This window comes from Brenneria nigrifluens DSM 30175 = ATCC 13028 (assembly GCF_005484965.1).
In the GTDB taxonomy this organism is placed as follows: domain Bacteria; phylum Pseudomonadota; class Gammaproteobacteria; order Enterobacterales; family Enterobacteriaceae; genus Brenneria; species Brenneria nigrifluens.
Genome location: NZ_CP034036.1, coordinates 4070522 through 4086490, shown reverse-complemented (window position 1 = coordinate 4086490; position 15969 = coordinate 4070522). Strand labels below are relative to the sequence as shown.

General features: G+C 54.4%; 15 protein-coding genes and 1 pseudogene. 9 read left to right on the top strand and 7 right to left on the bottom strand.

The window, feature by feature from the left end; translation table 11 throughout:
- Positions 1–121 precede the first annotated feature (121 nt).
- The 4 genes and pseudogenes from EH206_RS19195 to aspA form a co-directional block, all read right to left on the bottom strand.
- A complete protein-coding gene (locus EH206_RS19195; protein ID WP_009114528.1) occupies positions 122–697 on the bottom strand; it encodes a transcriptional regulator in 576 nt (191 codons plus the stop codon).
- A gap of 43 nt (positions 698–740) precedes the next feature.
- Positions 741–2441 carry a protein-disulfide reductase DsbD gene (locus EH206_RS19190; RefSeq protein ID WP_009114527.1) on the bottom strand — a complete coding sequence of 567 codons (1701 nt, stop codon included), beginning with the start codon at positions 2439–2441 and terminating at the stop codon, positions 741–743.
- Positions 2417–2749 (bottom strand): divalent cation tolerance protein CutA, encoded by a 333-nt coding sequence (cutA, locus tag EH206_RS19185; RefSeq protein ID WP_009114526.1) that lies wholly within the window; start codon positions 2747–2749, stop codon positions 2417–2419. The genes EH206_RS19190 and cutA overlap by 25 nt, the downstream gene beginning before the upstream one ends.
- A gap of 146 nt (positions 2750–2895) precedes the next feature.
- A pseudogene (aspA, locus tag EH206_RS19180) lies at positions 2896–4334 on the bottom strand (aspartate ammonia-lyase).
- Positions 4335–4717: 383 nt separating this feature from the next.
- Here aspA and EH206_RS19175 point away from each other — a divergent pair.
- The 5 genes from EH206_RS19175 to ubiA all read left to right on the top strand — a co-directional run bounded on the left by EH206_RS19175 (position 4718) and on the right by ubiA (position 9127).
- On the top strand, positions 4718–5191 hold the full coding sequence (locus tag EH206_RS19175) for an FxsA family protein (RefSeq protein WP_009114524.1): 474 nt from the start codon (positions 4718–4720) through the stop codon (positions 5189–5191).
- 222 nt (positions 5192–5413) lie between these two features.
- Positions 5414–5707, top strand: a complete 294-nt coding sequence (locus EH206_RS19170) for a co-chaperone GroES (protein WP_009114523.1) — start codon at positions 5414–5416, stop codon at positions 5705–5707.
- Between the two features lie 47 nt (positions 5708–5754).
- Positions 5755–7407 (top strand): chaperonin GroEL, encoded by a 1653-nt coding sequence (gene groL, locus EH206_RS19165; RefSeq protein ID WP_009114522.1) that lies wholly within the window; start codon positions 5755–5757, stop codon positions 7405–7407.
- Positions 7408–7717: 310 nt separating this feature from the next.
- Complete coding sequence (gene ubiC / locus EH206_RS19160) at positions 7718–8239, top strand: chorismate lyase (protein WP_009114521.1); 522 nt, start codon at positions 7718–7720, stop codon at positions 8237–8239.
- A gap of 72 nt (positions 8240–8311) precedes the next feature.
- Positions 8312–9127 carry a 4-hydroxybenzoate octaprenyltransferase gene (gene ubiA, locus EH206_RS19155; RefSeq protein ID WP_425456681.1) on the top strand — a complete coding sequence of 272 codons (816 nt, stop codon included), beginning with the start codon at positions 8312–8314 and terminating at the stop codon, positions 9125–9127.
- 43 nt (positions 9128–9170) lie between these two features.
- Here the strand turns inward: ubiA and plsB are convergent, their stop codons facing one another.
- Positions 9171–11648 (bottom strand): glycerol-3-phosphate 1-O-acyltransferase PlsB, encoded by a 2478-nt coding sequence (plsB, locus tag EH206_RS19150; protein WP_009114519.1) that lies wholly within the window; start codon positions 11646–11648, stop codon positions 9171–9173.
- Between the two features lie 128 nt (positions 11649–11776).
- Here plsB and EH206_RS19145 point away from each other — a divergent pair, with 128 nt between their 5' ends.
- The 3 genes from EH206_RS19145 to EH206_RS19135 all read left to right on the top strand — a co-directional run bounded on the left by EH206_RS19145 (position 11777) and on the right by EH206_RS19135 (position 13566).
- Positions 11777–12142 carry a diacylglycerol kinase gene (locus EH206_RS19145; protein WP_009114518.1) on the top strand — a complete coding sequence of 122 codons (366 nt, stop codon included), beginning with the start codon at positions 11777–11779 and terminating at the stop codon, positions 12140–12142.
- A gap of 110 nt (positions 12143–12252) precedes the next feature.
- On the top strand, positions 12253–12861 hold the full coding sequence (gene lexA, locus EH206_RS19140; protein ID WP_009114517.1) for a transcriptional repressor LexA: 609 nt from the start codon (positions 12253–12255) through the stop codon (positions 12859–12861).
- Positions 12862–13356: 495 nt separating this feature from the next.
- The gene (locus EH206_RS19135) at positions 13357–13566 is read left to right on the top strand and encodes a CsbD family protein (RefSeq protein WP_040344122.1); all 210 of its coding nucleotides are present in this window, start codon (positions 13357–13359) and stop codon (positions 13564–13566) included.
- Between the two features lie 57 nt (positions 13567–13623).
- On the opposite strand, the gene zur is transcribed toward EH206_RS19135, so the two are convergent.
- Positions 13624–14133: a zinc uptake transcriptional repressor Zur gene (zur, locus tag EH206_RS19130; RefSeq protein WP_040343450.1), complete on the bottom strand. Its 510-nt coding sequence runs from the start codon at positions 14131–14133 to the stop codon at positions 13624–13626.
- Between the two features lie 109 nt (positions 14134–14242).
- Positions 14243–14944 carry a pirin family protein gene (locus EH206_RS19125; RefSeq protein WP_009114514.1) on the bottom strand — a complete coding sequence of 234 codons (702 nt, stop codon included), beginning with the start codon at positions 14942–14944 and terminating at the stop codon, positions 14243–14245.
- 110 nt (positions 14945–15054) lie between these two features.
- Here EH206_RS19125 and EH206_RS19120 point away from each other — a divergent pair, with 110 nt between their 5' ends.
- A complete protein-coding gene (locus EH206_RS19120) occupies positions 15055–15951 on the top strand; it encodes a LysR family transcriptional regulator (RefSeq protein ID WP_009114513.1) in 897 nt (298 codons plus the stop codon).
- Positions 15952–15969 lie beyond the last annotated feature (18 nt).

Here is a 15969-nt window from a genome sequence, read left to right as displayed (position 1 = left end):
GGCGCATTAAACCGTATTGCCTGCGCGTCGTCAACGGGTTTGTGAGTGAAAGAGCGGAAAACCCGACTGACTGCCGACTTTTCAGCCAGCGTTCGGGAGGCGCCGCGCATTGCGCCGGATATCAGGTCAGGGCGCCATTTTTGCGGCAGAGTGAAAAGCGCAGTACGTCTTCGGCCAGCCGCCGTGCGGTGGCAATGTTGGAAGCCTGGCGCTTTACCAGCAGCCGGCTTAAGCAGCCCTCCAGAATAAGTTCCATCTGCTGCGCCACCATTTCCGGATCGTCCGTTTCCAACGCCTCCAGTAAATCGCGCGTATAGCGATAAGACTCCTGCTTTTGCTGTTCCGCAATTTGGTGAATGGGATGGTCAACGTCGGGAAAGAAGCTACAGGCGGCAATAAAGAGGCAGCCAGGGTAACGCTGTTGCTTTACCGCATCATGCAGGACCTGATATCGCGCCAGAAGTTTTTGCTCAATGCTTTTCGTGTCGTCCAGCAGGAGCTGTCGCCGCCAGACGTCGACCTGCTGGCTGTGATGGCGCAGGCTGTCATAAAGCAGGGCTTCGCGGTCGGGCCAGAAAGGCAGGAGTTCCGCTACCGGAACATCCATTTTCTTCGCCAGCATCTCCAGCGTGGTCATTGCGAAGCCGTGCTGCTCCAGCAGAGTGAGCGCATGTTCAAGAACCTCTTCCCGTTGCATTGGGTCTCCTCCAGAAGAGCGGTGGCCAGATAAATAGTGTCGTTTAAGGAGCGAACTTCTGCAAATGCGCGCGAAACTTCTCCGCGTCCATAAAACCGGTCACCCGCGAGCCGGGGATCTCTTTACCCTGCGCGTCAAAAAATAAAATCGTCGGCAACCCCAACACCTGCAGTCGTTGCAGCAGCGTATTCTGTTCCGCCCTGTTGGCGGTGACATCAGCCTGTAATAGCGACATGCGCGATAAATGACGTTGCACGTCGCTGTCGCTGAAGGTGTATTTTTCAAACTCTTTACAGGCCACGCACCAGTCAGCGTAAAGATCGAGCATGACGGGGCGATGACTCTCAGCCAGCGCCTTGTCCAGTCCGGCAATATTGGTTACCGGAATGAAATTGAGGGCGGAAGAGGCGTGTTGCCGTTCAGAACCCGTGGGAGGGAATACCCACTCCTGCAACGGCCGGGCGGCGATTAACGCCCCCGCCAACAGCAGCAGTTGAACAACCCGCATTCCCCGTTTTCGGCTGCGCAAGCTCAGGGTAAACGCCCAGCCGAAGAAGGCGACGCCGAGCAGGCTCCATAGCCTTATTCCCCAGCTTTCGCCCAGTATGCGTTCCAGCAGAAAGACGGGCAGCGCCAGAATGACGAAGCCGAACGCTTCTTTGACGTATTGCATCCACGGACCGCTGCGTGGCAACAGGCGATTGCCGAACAGGGTGATTGCAATCAGCGGCAGCCCCATCCCTAAAGCATACAGATACAGCGTACCGCCCCCCGCCAGCGGATTGCCGCTTTGCGCAATATAAAGCAGGATCGCGCTGAGCGGCGCGGTGGTACAGGGGGAACAAATCAGTCCTGCCAGCGCGCCCATGCTGAAAACGCCGGTCAGAGAACCGCTCTGTTGACGATTATTCCATTCAGCCAGTCTGGTTTGCACGGCGGACGGCAGTTGCAAGGTATACAGACCGAACATCGCCAGCGCCAGCGTGATAAACAGCGCCGACAGAGCAATCAAGACGTAAGGATGTTGCAGCGCCGCCTGAAAACGCAGCCCGGCGGCGGAGACAATTAGCCCCAGCAACGTATAGGTCAGCGCCATGCCCTGCACGTAGGTCATCGACAGCCAAAAGGTTCGCCGGGGCGGGAGCGGCGCTTTTCTGCCGAGCACCAGAGCGGATATCAGCGGATACATCGGCAGCACGCAAGGGGTAAAGGCGACGCCAATGCCAATTAGCAGCGCCCACCAGGGCGAGAAGGGCAGCGGGTTGGGGACGGAATCTGCGGATGCGGTTGGGGAAATCTGCCGTAGCGGGATAACCCGGGTTTCCGGCGGATAGCAGAATCCGGCATCGGCGCAGCCCTGATAGGTGACGGTTACCGTGGCATTTTCATGCGCCTGAAGCAGTGGAATAGCCAGCGCCAATTGCTGTGTAAAAATGAAAACCTCGCCGAAAAACTCGTCCCGATGGCTGATTCCCGGCGGTAAATCGACGTTGCCGAGCACGGCATTGTCGCTTTCCAGTTTGATCTGCTGGCGATAGAGATAATAGCCGGGCGGTATCTCCCAGCGTACGATCAGCTGGTTTTTCCGCTGTTGGAAATCGAAGGCGAAAGCCCGATCGACGGGTAAAAACTGCGTATGCCGGTTACCGCCAATCGCGTCTTGAGCGAACGGCGCGGCCGTGGCGGTGATAGCGCCGCATGTTGCCCAAACCAGGAAAATCAGCGTAAAGATGCGTTGAGCCATGTCAGATAATCGCTATCACCGCCCAGTACCGGCAACACCAGCAGCTCCGGGGTTTGATAAGGGTGGTGTTGTTTCAGGTGATCCAGCAAAGCCTGCTGATGTGAGGCGTCGCTTTTGATCAGCATCTGTACTTCGGATTGCTGCTCCAGCCTGCCTTGCCAATAATAAAGCGAGCGGGCGCCGGGAAAGAGGGTGACGCAGGCGGCCAGCGGAACCGCCAGTAAGGAGACGGCAAGCCGTTGCGCGCAAGTCTCGTCAGGCGCGGTACAGAGTATGACGACGGCGTCGCAGGCTGGGCTGTCGGACATCGCGGCCTCGGTTTCAGGTAAACATGCGGACACTATACCTTGCTTTGCGGCATAAGGGGAATGATGCGGATCGGCGCGGCCGGCCGATCCGTTTGCGGGTTACCGCTCTCTTTGCGCCGATAAAGCCGACGCGCCTGGTGGCGATTTTAGGAAATATCGTTCTCGTCGGTGTAGCGTTTGGCTTTATACGCCGGCTGCATCAGGTTCTGAGTAGAGAAAATATCATCCAGTTCAGATTCGGTCAGCAGACCGCGCTCCAGCACCACTTCACGTACGCTTTTCCCGGTTTCCGCACAGATCTTGCCGACGATATCGCCGTTATGGTGGCCGATAAACGGGTTCAGGTAGGTCACGATACCGATGGAGTTAAAGACATACGCTTCGCACACCTCTTTATTGGCGGTAATGCCGTTGACGCATTTCTCCAGCAGGTTGTAGCAGGCGTTGGTCAGAATATGGGTTGACTCGAACATGGCCTGCCCAATCACCGGTTCCATCACGTTCAGTTGGAGCTGGCCCGCTTCCGCGGCCATGGTAACGCAGGTGTCGTTGCCGATAACCTTGAAGCACACCTGATTCACCACTTCCGGCACCACCGGGTTAACCTTCGCCGGCATAATGGAGGAGCCCGCCTGCAACTCCGCAGGTTGATTTCGTTCAAACCGGCGCGCGGGCCGGAAGAGAGCAGACGCAGGTCGTTACAGATTTTCGACATCTTGACCGCCAGGCGCTTGAGCGAACTGTGAACCATCACGTAGGCGCCGCAGTCGGAGGTGGCCTCAATCAGGTCTTCGGCCGGAATACACGGCAGACCGCTGACTTCCGCCAGCCGCTGTACCGCCAGTTGCTGATAGCCGTCCGGGGTGTTCAGCCTGGTGCCGATCGCCGTTGCTCCCAGGTTGACTTCCAATAGTAATTCCGCGGTACGCAGCAGGTTTTTGTTTTCTTCTTTCAGTAACACATTGAAGGCGTGGAACTCTTGTCCCAACGTCATGGGAACCGCATCCTGAAGCTGGGTTCGCCCCATTTTCAATACGTTGGCAAATTCTTTGGCTTTGCGTTCAAAGCCGTCGCCAAGCAGCGTTAGCGCATCAATCAGTTTCAAAATGGCTGCATAAACGGCGATACGGAATCCGGTGGGGTAAGCGTCGTTGGTCGATTGGCATTTATTCAGATGATCGTTTGGATTCAGGTACTGGTATTCGCCTTTCCGGTGTCCCATCAATTCCAGGCCGATATTGGCCAACACCTCGTTGGTGTTCATGTTTACCGAGGTGCCGGCGCCGCCTTGATAGACGTCAATCGGGAATTGATCCATGCATTTGCCGTTATTCAACACCTCATCACAGGCCTGGATGATAACATCGGCAATTTTCCGCGGGATGGTCTGCAGCTCCTTGTTCGCCAGTGCAGCGGCTTTTTTAACCATTACCATGCCGCGCACAAATTCCGGGATATCGCTTATTTTGCTGTTGCTGATATAAAAGTTTTCAATGGCCCGTAGGGTATGTACGCCGTAATAAGCCTCTGCGGGAACTTCTTTAGTACCTAACAGGTCTTCTTCAATACGAACATTATCTGACATGATAGCCTTCTATTATTCTGCTGCTGACCAGCACCAAAGTGAAATTATTGTACGATCACAGGCAACGGTCGCAGAATGTTTAACCATAACTGCATCCGTTGTCATGATGATATTCTGTAAGTCGAAAAAAAATAGTAGCCGGATCACTATCCGTCCCGTCGTTTGCACGCAGTCAAACGAACTGTGATAGTCATCACGCGTCACTATTTTAAGATAATAAATGGCTCTGCCATGGCTTGAAAATAGTCAATCGCGCTACCATCTCGGTAGATTATAATGTGTAGTGCGGTGATGCCTGGTCATATTTGTTTTCAATAACATAATTTGTTTACAACAGCCGCGTTTGTTTTTAACAGCATGCGTTTCAAAAACAGGAGAGTCAGGTGCGCTGGTTACCGTTGCTATTAATTTTTCTTTTCGTTTACATAGAGATATCGCTGTTTATTCAGGTGGCGGAGGTACTCGGCGTGGCGATGACCCTGTTGCTGGTGATCTTTACTTCTTGCGTCGGCGTATCGCTGGTGCGTAACCAGGGCATGAAAACCATCGTCCAGATGCAGCAGAAAATGGCCTTGGGTGAAAGTCCGGCCGCCGAGATGGTCAAAAGCGTGTCGCTGGTGCTGGCGGGCTTCCTGCTGCTGATCCCGGGATTTTTCACCGATTTCCTCGGGCTGCTGCTGTTGCTGCCGCCGGTACAAAAGCGGTTAACCCTCCGGTTGATGCCCCACTTGCACATTTGGCGTTCCGGTCCCGGCGCTCCTCCTTCCTCCGGCGGCAATACGTTTGAAGGCGAATACCAGCGTAAAGACGACGGTCGTAGAAATATTGAGCAGCGGGATGAAAAAGACGATCGCTGAGCGAGGTGATGAATCGAAGAGTAAACAAGGATTATCACATTGATAATCCTTGTTTTTTTATTTATTGATAACAAAAAAACGCAACTTGACGCAAAAAAAATAAATTTCCTCCCTTGAAGGGATAGGAAACGCCCCCACTTAGAACACCACAAGGTCGGATATGAGGGCATATCCGGCGTTTATCCCAAAACTGATATGGACTTTCTCAAAGGAGAGCTATCAATGAAAATTCGTCCATTGCATGACCGCGTGATCGTCAAGCGCAAAGAAGTTGAGTCCAAATCTGCTGGCGGCATCGTTCTGACCGGCTCCGCCGCAGGTAAATCTACCCGTGGCGAAGTACTGGCCATCGGCCATGGCCGCATCCTGGAAAACGGTGAAGTGAAACCTCTGGATGTGAAAGTAGGCGACATCGTTATTTTCAATGATGGCTACGGCGTGAAGGCAGAGAAGATCGACAACGATGAAGTGTTGATCATGTCCGAAAGCGACATTCTGGCAATTGTTGAAGCGTAATTGCGCGTAACTCATCTGAACTGAACGAATTTAAGGGAAATACACCAATGGCAGCTAAAGACGTAAAATTCGGTAATGACGCTCGCGTAAAAATGCTGCGCGGCGTAAATGTACTGGCTGATGCAGTGAAGGTTACCCTGGGCCCGAAAGGCCGCAACGTTGTGTTGGATAAATCCTTCGGTGCACCCACTATTACTAAAGACGGCGTGTCCGTTGCGCGTGAAATCGAACTGGAAGACAAGTTCGAAAACATGGGCGCGCAGATGGTGAAAGAAGTTGCCTCCAAAGCGAACGACGCGGCCGGCGACGGTACCACCACCGCCACCGTACTGGCTCAGTCGATCATCACTGAAGGCCTGAAAGCGGTTGCCGCGGGCATGAACCCGATGGATTTGAAACGCGGTATCGATAAAGCCGTTATCGCCGCCGTTGAAGAATTGAAAAAGCAATCCGTACCCTGTTCGGATTCCAAAGCCATCGCTCAGGTGGGCACCATCTCCGCCAACTCCGACGAAACCGTGGGTAAACTGATTGCTCAGGCGATGGAGAAAGTGGGTAAAGAAGGCGTTATCACCGTTGAAGAAGGTTCCGGCCTGCAGGACGAACTGGACGTGGTTGAAGGTATGCAGTTTGACCGCGGCTACCTGTCCCCTTACTTCATCAACAAACCGGAAACCGGCTCCGTTGAGCTGGAAAGCCCGTTCATCCTGCTGGCTGACAAGAAAATCTCCAACATCCGCGAAATGTTGCCGGTGCTGGAAGCGGTTGCCAAAGCCGGCAAGCCGCTGCTGATCGTGGCGGAAGACGTTGAAGGCGAAGCGCTGGCGACGCTGGTGGTCAACACCATGCGCGGCATCGTGAAAGTGGCCGCGGTTAAAGCGCCTGGTTTCGGCGATCGCCGTAAAGCCATGTTGCAGGATATCGCCATCCTGACCGGCGGTACCGTTATCTCTGAAGAGATCGGTCTGGAGCTGGAAAAAACCACGCTGGAAGATCTGGGTCAGGCAAAACGCGTTGTTATCAACAAAGACACCACCATCATCATCGATGGCGTGGGTGACGAAGGCGCCATTCAGGGCCGTGTTACTCAGATCCGCCAGCAGATTGAAGACGCGACGTCCGACTACGACAAAGAAAAACTGCAGGAGCGCGTGGCTAAACTGGCCGGCGGCGTAGCCGTTATCAAAGTTGGCGCGGCGACTGAAGTTGAAATGAAAGAGAAAAAAGCCCGCGTTGAAGACGCCCTGCACGCTACCCGCGCCGCAGTGGAAGAAGGCGTGGTCGCCGGCGGCGGCGTGGCGCTGATTCGTGCCGCTTCTTCTATCAGCGCGGCCGGCCTGAAAGGCGACAACGAAGACCAGAACGTGGGCATCAAAGTTGCGCTGCGCGCCATGGAGTCTCCGCTGCGTCAGATCGTGGTCAATGCCGGTGAAGAAGCCTCGGTGATCGCCAACAACGTTAAAGCGGGCGAAGGCAGCTACGGCTATAACGCCTACACCGAAGAGTACGGCGATATGATCGGCATGGGTATCCTGGATCCGACCAAAGTTACCCGTTCCGCTCTGCAATACGCCGCATCCATCGCCGGCCTGATGATCACCACTGAATGTATGGTGACCGACCTGCCGAAAGAAGATAAAGCCGATTTAGGCGCTGCCGGCGGTATGGGCGGCATGGGTGGTATGGGCGGCATGATGTAATACCGCGTCACCGCCATGGGGCTGACGTTCCGTGGCGGATTGGTCGGGTTTAGCGTCATTTCTCCCGCAAAAGGCACTGTCTGGCTGATTATCGCCGGCCGGTGCCTTTTCTATTTGCGTAACCCGCCTGCCTCCGATTATTTTCCCGAGCGCTATGCCGTTTCGTAACGCCTTTCCTCCGCGGAAAATTGCAAAAATGTTACCGTATCAGGTATCAATTGGTTTAGAGCGTGTTATCAGGGCGCTATTCTGCGCTACAATATGAGACGTTTACTTTATTCACCAAGCAACCCTGAGTGGAGTAGGGATAATGTCCTATAATGCGCAAATTTCCCTGCACACTGTTGAATGGTTTAGCGAACATCCCGCAATGATGCCTGCGCACATCGGGGATTGGCTGATGGAAACCGCATCAATGACGCAGCGTCTCGACGGCTATTGCGACCGCCTGACGGTGACTGTCCGCAATGAGCGTTTTATCCCTCCGCAGGCGTTGCAGGACGAGCGCGCGCATCTGCCCGTCAGTGAACGTTATTGGCTGCGTGAAGTCATGCTTTATGGCGACGGGCGTCCCTGGCTGTTTGGCCGCACCCTGATACCCCAACAAACGCTGGACGATGCGGGCGCCGCGCTGATGAACATCGGCAACGTACCGCTGGGGCGCTACCTGTTTCAGCATGATGCCCTGACGCGTGACTATATCCATACCGGACGCGGCGAAGGTTTGTGGGCGCGTCGTTCCCGTTTGCGTCTTTCCGGCCATCCACTGTTGTTGACCGAGCTGTTTTTACCACAGGCGCCGCTTTATTTTATGGATAGCCGTGAAGGCTAGCCGGCAATTTAGGAGATTAATACGTTGGAAAGAAGTGTAACCGCGGGGAAGTGGCTGGCTTACTGTCGGTTGATGCGTATTGATAAGCCGATAGGCTCTCTGCTGCTGCTATGGCCGACGTTATGGGCGCTATGGCTGGCCGGGCGTGGAACGCCTGAACCGTGGACATTGCTGGTTTTCGTCGCCGGCGTCTTTTTAATGCGGGCGGCGGGCTGCGTCATCAATGATTATGCCGATCGCCATTTTGACGGGCACGTAAAGCGCACGGCCTCGCGCCCGCTGCCCAGCGGCATGGTTAGCGAGCAGTCGGCCAAGGTGCTGTTTGTGGTGCTGGTGCTGCTGGCGTTCGGCCTGGTTCTGACGTTGAACATGATGGCCATCTGGCTTTCCGTCGCCGCGCTGGCGCTGGCGTGGATCTACCCGTTTATGAAGCGCGTCAGCCACCTGCCCCAGTTTGTTCTGGGGGCGGCGTTCGGCTGGTCTATACCGATGGCGTACGCTGCGGTGAGCGAGTCTCTGCCCGCAACCTGCTGGATGATGTTTCTGGCTTATGTCTGCTGGACGGTGGCTTACGACACCCAGTATGCGATGGTGGACCGCGACGATGATCTCAAGATCGGCATCAAATCCACCGCTATCCTATTCGGCCGTTTTGACACCTTGATTATCGGCCTGCTGCAGTTGGTCATGCTGTCGCTGCTGGCGGCGATGGGGTATATGGCGGCGTTGGGGACGGTATTTTATCTGGCCCTGCTGGTCGCCGCCGCGCTGTTTGTCTACCAGCAGAAGTTGATTGCCGGACGCGAGCGGGACGCCTGTTTCCGGGCCTTCAAGAATAATAACTATGTCGGCATGACGCTGTTTGTCGGCGTGTTGTGCGGTCTGTAAATGGAGAGAAAGGCGGCGAAAGCGCCGCCTTTCTTTTTAGGCATTACGCCGCGGGAGAACTCTCTTCGTTTGTCGGCTTTTCGCTGTCGGCCACCGCCAGCACCGGCGTACTGGCGCTCTCGATGGTCAATCTGACTTCCGGGGTGATTAAATCGCCCAGTATATTGTAGATCTCCAGAATATCCCGCTGCGCCGCCTCGCTGCTATCCGTGATGTAGCCTTCGCTGCGCAGGGTGGCGACCAGGGTGGAAAACACCGCTTTGTCGAAGAACTCAGGCGCGTTGATACCGTGCAGAACCGACAGCCGCTGCGCCATATTGCGGCTCTCTTTTTCCAGCGCTCCGCGATTGATGCCCGGATTTGATCCCAGCAATGACAGCGTAATCGCATAGCGTTGCAAGGTTTCACGCACCCCGGCCGCTAACAGCTGTAGCGTACGGATGCGCGCGGGGTTGATAAGCAACTCATCCTCTTTGGCGCTCAGCAGCTGTTGCCGCGTCAGTTCCGCCGTCAGAGCGGACAACGCCTCCGGCAGCTGTTCCTGGCTGTAATGCAGGAATAGTTCCGCCTGAAGCAGGGGATAAACCAGCGTAATCTGGCGGATCAGTTCGCCCAGGGTAATGCGGCGATGGTGGATCGCCATACTGGCAATAAGCGACGGCAGGATCAGCAGATGCTGAATATTATTGCGGTAATAGGTCATCAGCACCGCCTGTTCCCGCGGCAGAATAATGATGTCGCCGATATTGTCTTTTTCGACTTCAAATTTATCCATACTCAACGCGTGTTCCAGCAACTCATCCGGCGTCTTTTTAGGGACGGTGATATCTTTATGGTAAGGAACGTTGCGCAGCAGTTGCAGATAGCAGTCCAGCTGTTCGTGCATTTGCTCTCGGGTAAGGGAGCGCTGGCGAGAAGCCAGTAGCGCCGTTGAACAGAGGTTCATGGCATTGGCGGCGGCGGCGTTGTTGATGCGCACCATGATATCCATCGCGATATCCTGCACCGTCGGCGATAACCAGCTTGGGCGCTGGGCTTCAATCGGGTCGATGGCCTCGCGCCATTGCGGCACGTGCTGATTCAGATAGGCGGTCAATGGCAGCGGATCGCCGAAGTTCACATAACCCTGTCCGAGGTTACGCAGCTTACGCAGACCGCGCACCATCTGGATAAATCCTTCTTTCTCTTTCGTCGCGCCGCGCAGCTCTTTCGCATAGGTGCCGACTTCCATAACATGCTCGTAGCCCACATAGATGGGCACCAGCGTAATGGGGCGCGTGCCGCCGCGCAGCATGGCCTGGATGGTCATGGCCAGCGTACCGGTTTTCGGTTCCAGCAGTCGTCCGGTGCGTGAGCGTCCGCCTTCGACGAAATATTCGACGGAGTAGCCGCGGGCAAATAGCTCGCCCAGATATTCGCGGAAAATGGTGGAGTACAGCTTATTGCCTTTGAACGTACGGCGAATAAAGAAGGCTCCCAATTTGCGGAAGATCGGACCGGCAGGCCAGAAATTGAGATTGATCCCCGCGGCGATGTGCGGCGGAACCAGCCCCTGGTGGTAGAGCACGTAGGAAAGCAGCAGATAGTCCATATGGCTGCGGTGGCAGGGCACATAAACGATTTCATGCCCGTCCTGCGCCAGTTGACGCACGCGTTCGGCGTTATGGACGTTAATGCCTTGATAGAGGCGGTTCCAGGTCCAGCTTAATACGCGATCCGATAAGCGCACGGCTTCGTAGGAAAAGTCGGCGGCGATCTCTTCCATCAGGGCAATGGCGTTTTGCTGCGCCCGCTCATGGGAGAGCTTCTTGCTGCGCGCCTCGTCATCAATGGCTTTTTTGATCGCTTTGGAATTAAGCAGTTTATTAAACAGCTCCTGACGCACCGGAAGGCGCGGGCCCACCGCGGCCAGACGCAGGCGTGAGAAGTGCATGCGGGCGACGCGGGCGAGCTTGTGGGCAATGGTTTTATCCGTGCCGTGCTCGGTTGCCATATAGCGCAGCGATACCGGACTGGAGAAACGGACAAAGCTGTCCCGCCCCAGCCACAGTACGGCAAAAAATTTCTCGATACCGTTAAGCAGCCGCAAATGCGGCGTAGCAGGACTTTGCCCTTCGCGGCCGGGAGAGCGACCGAACATCACGGATACCGGCACCATCTGCACGTCCAGTTCAGGGTTGCCCTGGTGCAGATCCAGATAGTCGTGAAACAGTTTTACCGATTTCTGTTTCGGAACGTAGTAGCGGAAAACCCGCGGCCCGTCATTAATGAAAACATGACTGGGCAGCCGCACGCCGCCGATATCCACCGGTTGTAGCGGATCCGGCAGACCTAGCGCCTGACATTTTGCCCTGAGCGTCAGTAAATCCGCCTGCGAATTGTAAGGCAATACATAGAGAACCGGGCGCGAGGGATCCAACCTCAGTTCAGCCACGGGATCTGTGGGTATGACCTTACTTTTCACTAATAGTTTGAGTGGGAAATTCAGTAAGTTATAGTAAATTTTACGCCAACCTGACATAACAACTTGAAGCCTCTTGTTAGCAATGCGTCGCAAGGATACCAGAAACTGCGCTGGAGATCTGTTGTGATGAGACAACGGTTGCGCGTTAAAATGCGACCGATCGCTGATAAATAATTGGAGAAGGAATGAATAAGGCAACGGGGATGACCCGGATAATCAAGGCAACCGGCTATTCCCTGCAGGGATTGAAGCAGGCATGGCGACATGAGGCGGCGTTCCGTCAGGAAACCTGGCTGACGATTGTCGGGGCGATCGTCGCCTGTCTGCTGCCGGTTACCCTGGTTGAAAAACTGCTGCTTATCGGCTCGGTGGTATTGATCGTGCTATTTGAGCTGGCTAACAGCGCGATTGAAGCGGTGGTCGATCGTATCGGCCTTGAGCATCATGAGCTATCCGGCCGGGCAAAGGACATGGGCTCGGCCGCGGTGCTGGTCGCCATTCTGTTGGCTGCGGTGGTGTGGGGCAGCATCCTTTGGCAGAATTTTGCATAAGGGATTGCATAAATTAATAAAAAACCGTGGTTTACTCATATCTTCGGTTCCCAATTATTGATTACCTGTATATACTCACAGCAAGACTGTATAAACAACCAGGGGGCGGAATGAAAGCATTAACAGCCAGACAGCAGCAGGTTTATGACCTGATCCGCGATCATCTTGCACAGACCGGTATGCCGCCGACACGCGCGGAAATTGCCCAGCAGCTGGGATTTCGGTCACCAAATGCCGCCGAGGAGCATTTAAAGGCATTGGCGCGCAAAGGCGTCATTGAAATGGTATCCGGCGCGTCGCGCGGTATTCGCCTGCTGATGGAAGAAGAGGCCGGCATTCCGTTGATTGGCCGCGTTGCGGCGGGTGAGCCGCTGCTGGCTCAGCAGCATATCGAGTGTCACTATCAGGTTGACCCGTCCATGTTCAAACCAAGCGCCGACTTCCTGCTGCGCGTGAGTGGAATGTCGATGAAAGATATCGGTATTATGGATGGTGATTTGCTGGCGGTACATAAAACGCAGGACGTCCGTAACGGACAGGTGGTGGTGGCCCGAATTGAAGATGAGGTCACGGTAAAACGCTTGAAAAAACAAGGTAGTATCGTACATCTTCTGGCTGAAAACGAAGAGTTTTCCCCTATTGTCGTCGACCTGCGGCAACAGAATTTCTCTATTGAAGGGCTGGCGGTCGGCGTTATTCGCAACGGCGACTGGAGCTGATTTCACGTCTTTGACTAGCCGGTAACACTGTTTGTTCTGATATTTCTCAGCTACCGCCTCGGTTTCGGGGCGATGTCATTTAAATATTTCCCTTATCATCTGTATTTCAGTGAGTTGTCTGTATATCGGCGCCTTCTGCCCTCCCGCTCTTATTGAGCACGCTCATCACCGTATATTTAGTTACATTCAGGCAGTTAACTATAGCAATACAGCTATCCTCTGTTTCCCTTATGTTTTTTAATTGTTTTGCTGTAAAAAGTTAATTACTCGGTGTCAAACTCCGCTTTAAAAACATAATGCGAAATTATTGTCTATAATTTCTATTAAGGTAAGCACATTTGTCGATATTGGTTGATGGGTCATCGTGAACAATTGAAAACTTACAGGAAGTTTATGATGGCGCTTACTGAAATGATTGATCCGGAACTGACGACAAGAGGCATAGGCAGCCGGTTAGCGTATGCCGATCTGAACCCAAGATTGGAGATATATATTATGAATAAAGACCAAGCTGGCGGAAACTGGAAGCAGTTTAAAGGTAAAGCAAAAGAACAGTGGGGGAAATTGACTGATGATGACATAACGGTCATTGAAGGCAAACGTGATCAACTGGTTGGTAAAATCCAGGAACGCTATGGTTACGAGCAAGAAAAAGCAGAGAAAGAAGTAAATGACTGGGAAAGTCGTCACAAATACCACTGGTAACTCAGGTTCGTCTTACCAGGGGATACCCCGGCCAGCCCTTACGAGCGATCGTGAGGGCTATCGTTTTTTGATGGGAATCGTGTGGTCGTGATCGCAATATTTGGGCTGTTTACAGGATGCCACTTCCTGACAGTCCTCACATAATCCATGTGCTTCAATAATACTATGGCGCAAGGTGAATCCTGCCTGTTGTGCCAACTGACGCAGTCTGTCTTCTACGCCTTTTGTCTGGCGTTCGGTGACCAGGCCACAGCGATCGCAGATAAACAGCGCTGAAGTATGGTTGTGATTTTCGATGTGGTGGCAAAGCACATAGCTGTTGTTTGACTCCACCCGATGAATAAATCCCTGCTCCAGCAGAAAATCCAATGCGCGGTAAACCGTCGGGGGTTTGGCTTGCGGTTCGGATAGGCGCAGCAGATCGAGCAGATCGTATGCGCTGATCGCTGCGGACTGCTGCGCCATCAGGCGTAACACTTCCAACCGCTGTGGCGTCAAACGTACGCCGCGGTGCTGACAAATCTGTTCAGCCTGGGCAAGTAGTTTGTCCTGATTGGTTGAATCCATTGCCATATCACCCTGACGTATAAAGGAACCAAGCCGATATCTTACCACGGCTGCAAGAAAAGGCAGAACCGGTGACGTTCACCAGCCGGTAAAGATGGATAGCGAAAACTTAAACCACCAAATCAATCAGCAAAGCGCGCAGCGGCGTCTCAGCCTGAATGGTCAGCCCGCTTTCCTGGCGGATAAACGCGCCATCGCCACAGCTTAGCCTGTCGCCATCATGCCTGTTACCGCTAACCGCCGCCGAGCCGTGCAACAACTGGAAATAAGCCTGATTGCCATTCAGTTTAATGGTCTGTCGCTCATTTCCCTGTAGCGCCAGATGATGGATCCACACCTGCTGACGCAGTTGCAGACTGTTTTGCTCCCCCTCCGGCGAGGCCAGTAAACTGAGTCCGGTTTTATGCAGCGTCAACCGTTGCTGCGGGCTGTTTTCCCGCGTCGGGCAGGCATCCAGCCACAGCTGCATACGCGTCAGTGGTTGGTTCGCGCTGATATTGTGTTCGCTGTAGCTGGCGTTGGGTTGCGTCGCCAGCAGCAGCACATCCCCTGTTTGGGCGTGGATATGATGGCCGCGGCTATCGCGGTACTCCGCCTCGCCCTGCAGAATGATATTCAGGATGTCGACGCGCGGGTAAGTGCGCGGCTGGAACGAAGCGCCCGGCGCCAGCACTTCCTGATTCAGCACCCTCAGCGATGCATAACCCAGCAGTTGCGGGTCGAAGTAATGGCCGAAAGAGAAAGTATAGCGCGCCTGCAACCAGCCATAGTCGGCTTGACCGCACTGTTCTGCCGATCTTTTTATGATCATGGTGGTAAGCCCGGATAATTATTTCTTAAACAGATAGTAATTGTGTGGACGCTCGATTGTTAGCTAGTTAATCTGGTGGGTATGTTCAAAATTACTGAATGAGTGCCAACATGTCCAAAGAACGAGCATTGACATTGGAAGCCTTGAGAGTCATGGATGCGATTGACCGTCGGGGAAGTTTTGCCGCCGCGGCGGATGAGCTGGGGCGCGTACCTTCAGCCCTGAGCTATACCATGCAAAAGCTGGAAGAAGAGCTGGATGTGGTGTTATTCGATCGCTCCGGACATCGCACAAAATTCACCAATGTGGGTCGTATGCTGCTGGAACGCGGGCGCATCCTGCTGGAAGCCGCCGATAAGCTTACCACCGATGCCGAAGCGCTGGCCCGCGGCTGGGAAACCCATCTGACCATCGTCGTCGAGGCGCTGATCCCGACCACCAAACTCTTTCCGCTGCTGGATAAATTGTCGCAGAAGGCCAACACCCAGGTTTCACTTTTGACGGAGGTATTGGCCGGCGCCTGGGAGCGCCTGGAGCAGGGGCGGGCGGATATCGTTATTGCGCCGGATATGCATTTTCGCGCCTCTTCCGAAGTGAACACCCGCAAGCTGTATACCATGAAAAACGTTTATGTCGCCAGCCCCGACCATCCGATACATCAGGAGCCGGAGCCGCTTTCCGAGGTGACCAGGGTGAAATACCGCGGGATTGCCGTGGCGGACACCGCCCGCGAGCGCCCGGTATTGACCGTGCAACTGCTGGACAAGCAGCAGCGTCTGACCCTCAGCTCGCTTGATGATAAACGCCGCGCCTTGCTGGCCGGGCTGGGGGTGGCGACCATGCCTTATCCGATGGTGGCGCAGGATATCGCCGAAGGCCGCCTGCGCGTCGTCGGCCCCGAGTACTCGCTGGAAAGCCAGATTATTATGGCCTGGCGGCGCGACAGTATGGGCGAGGCGAAGTCCTGGTTTTTACGCGAAATCCCCAAGCTGCTGCATCAGTCCTGAGTTTTTCCGCGCCTGATA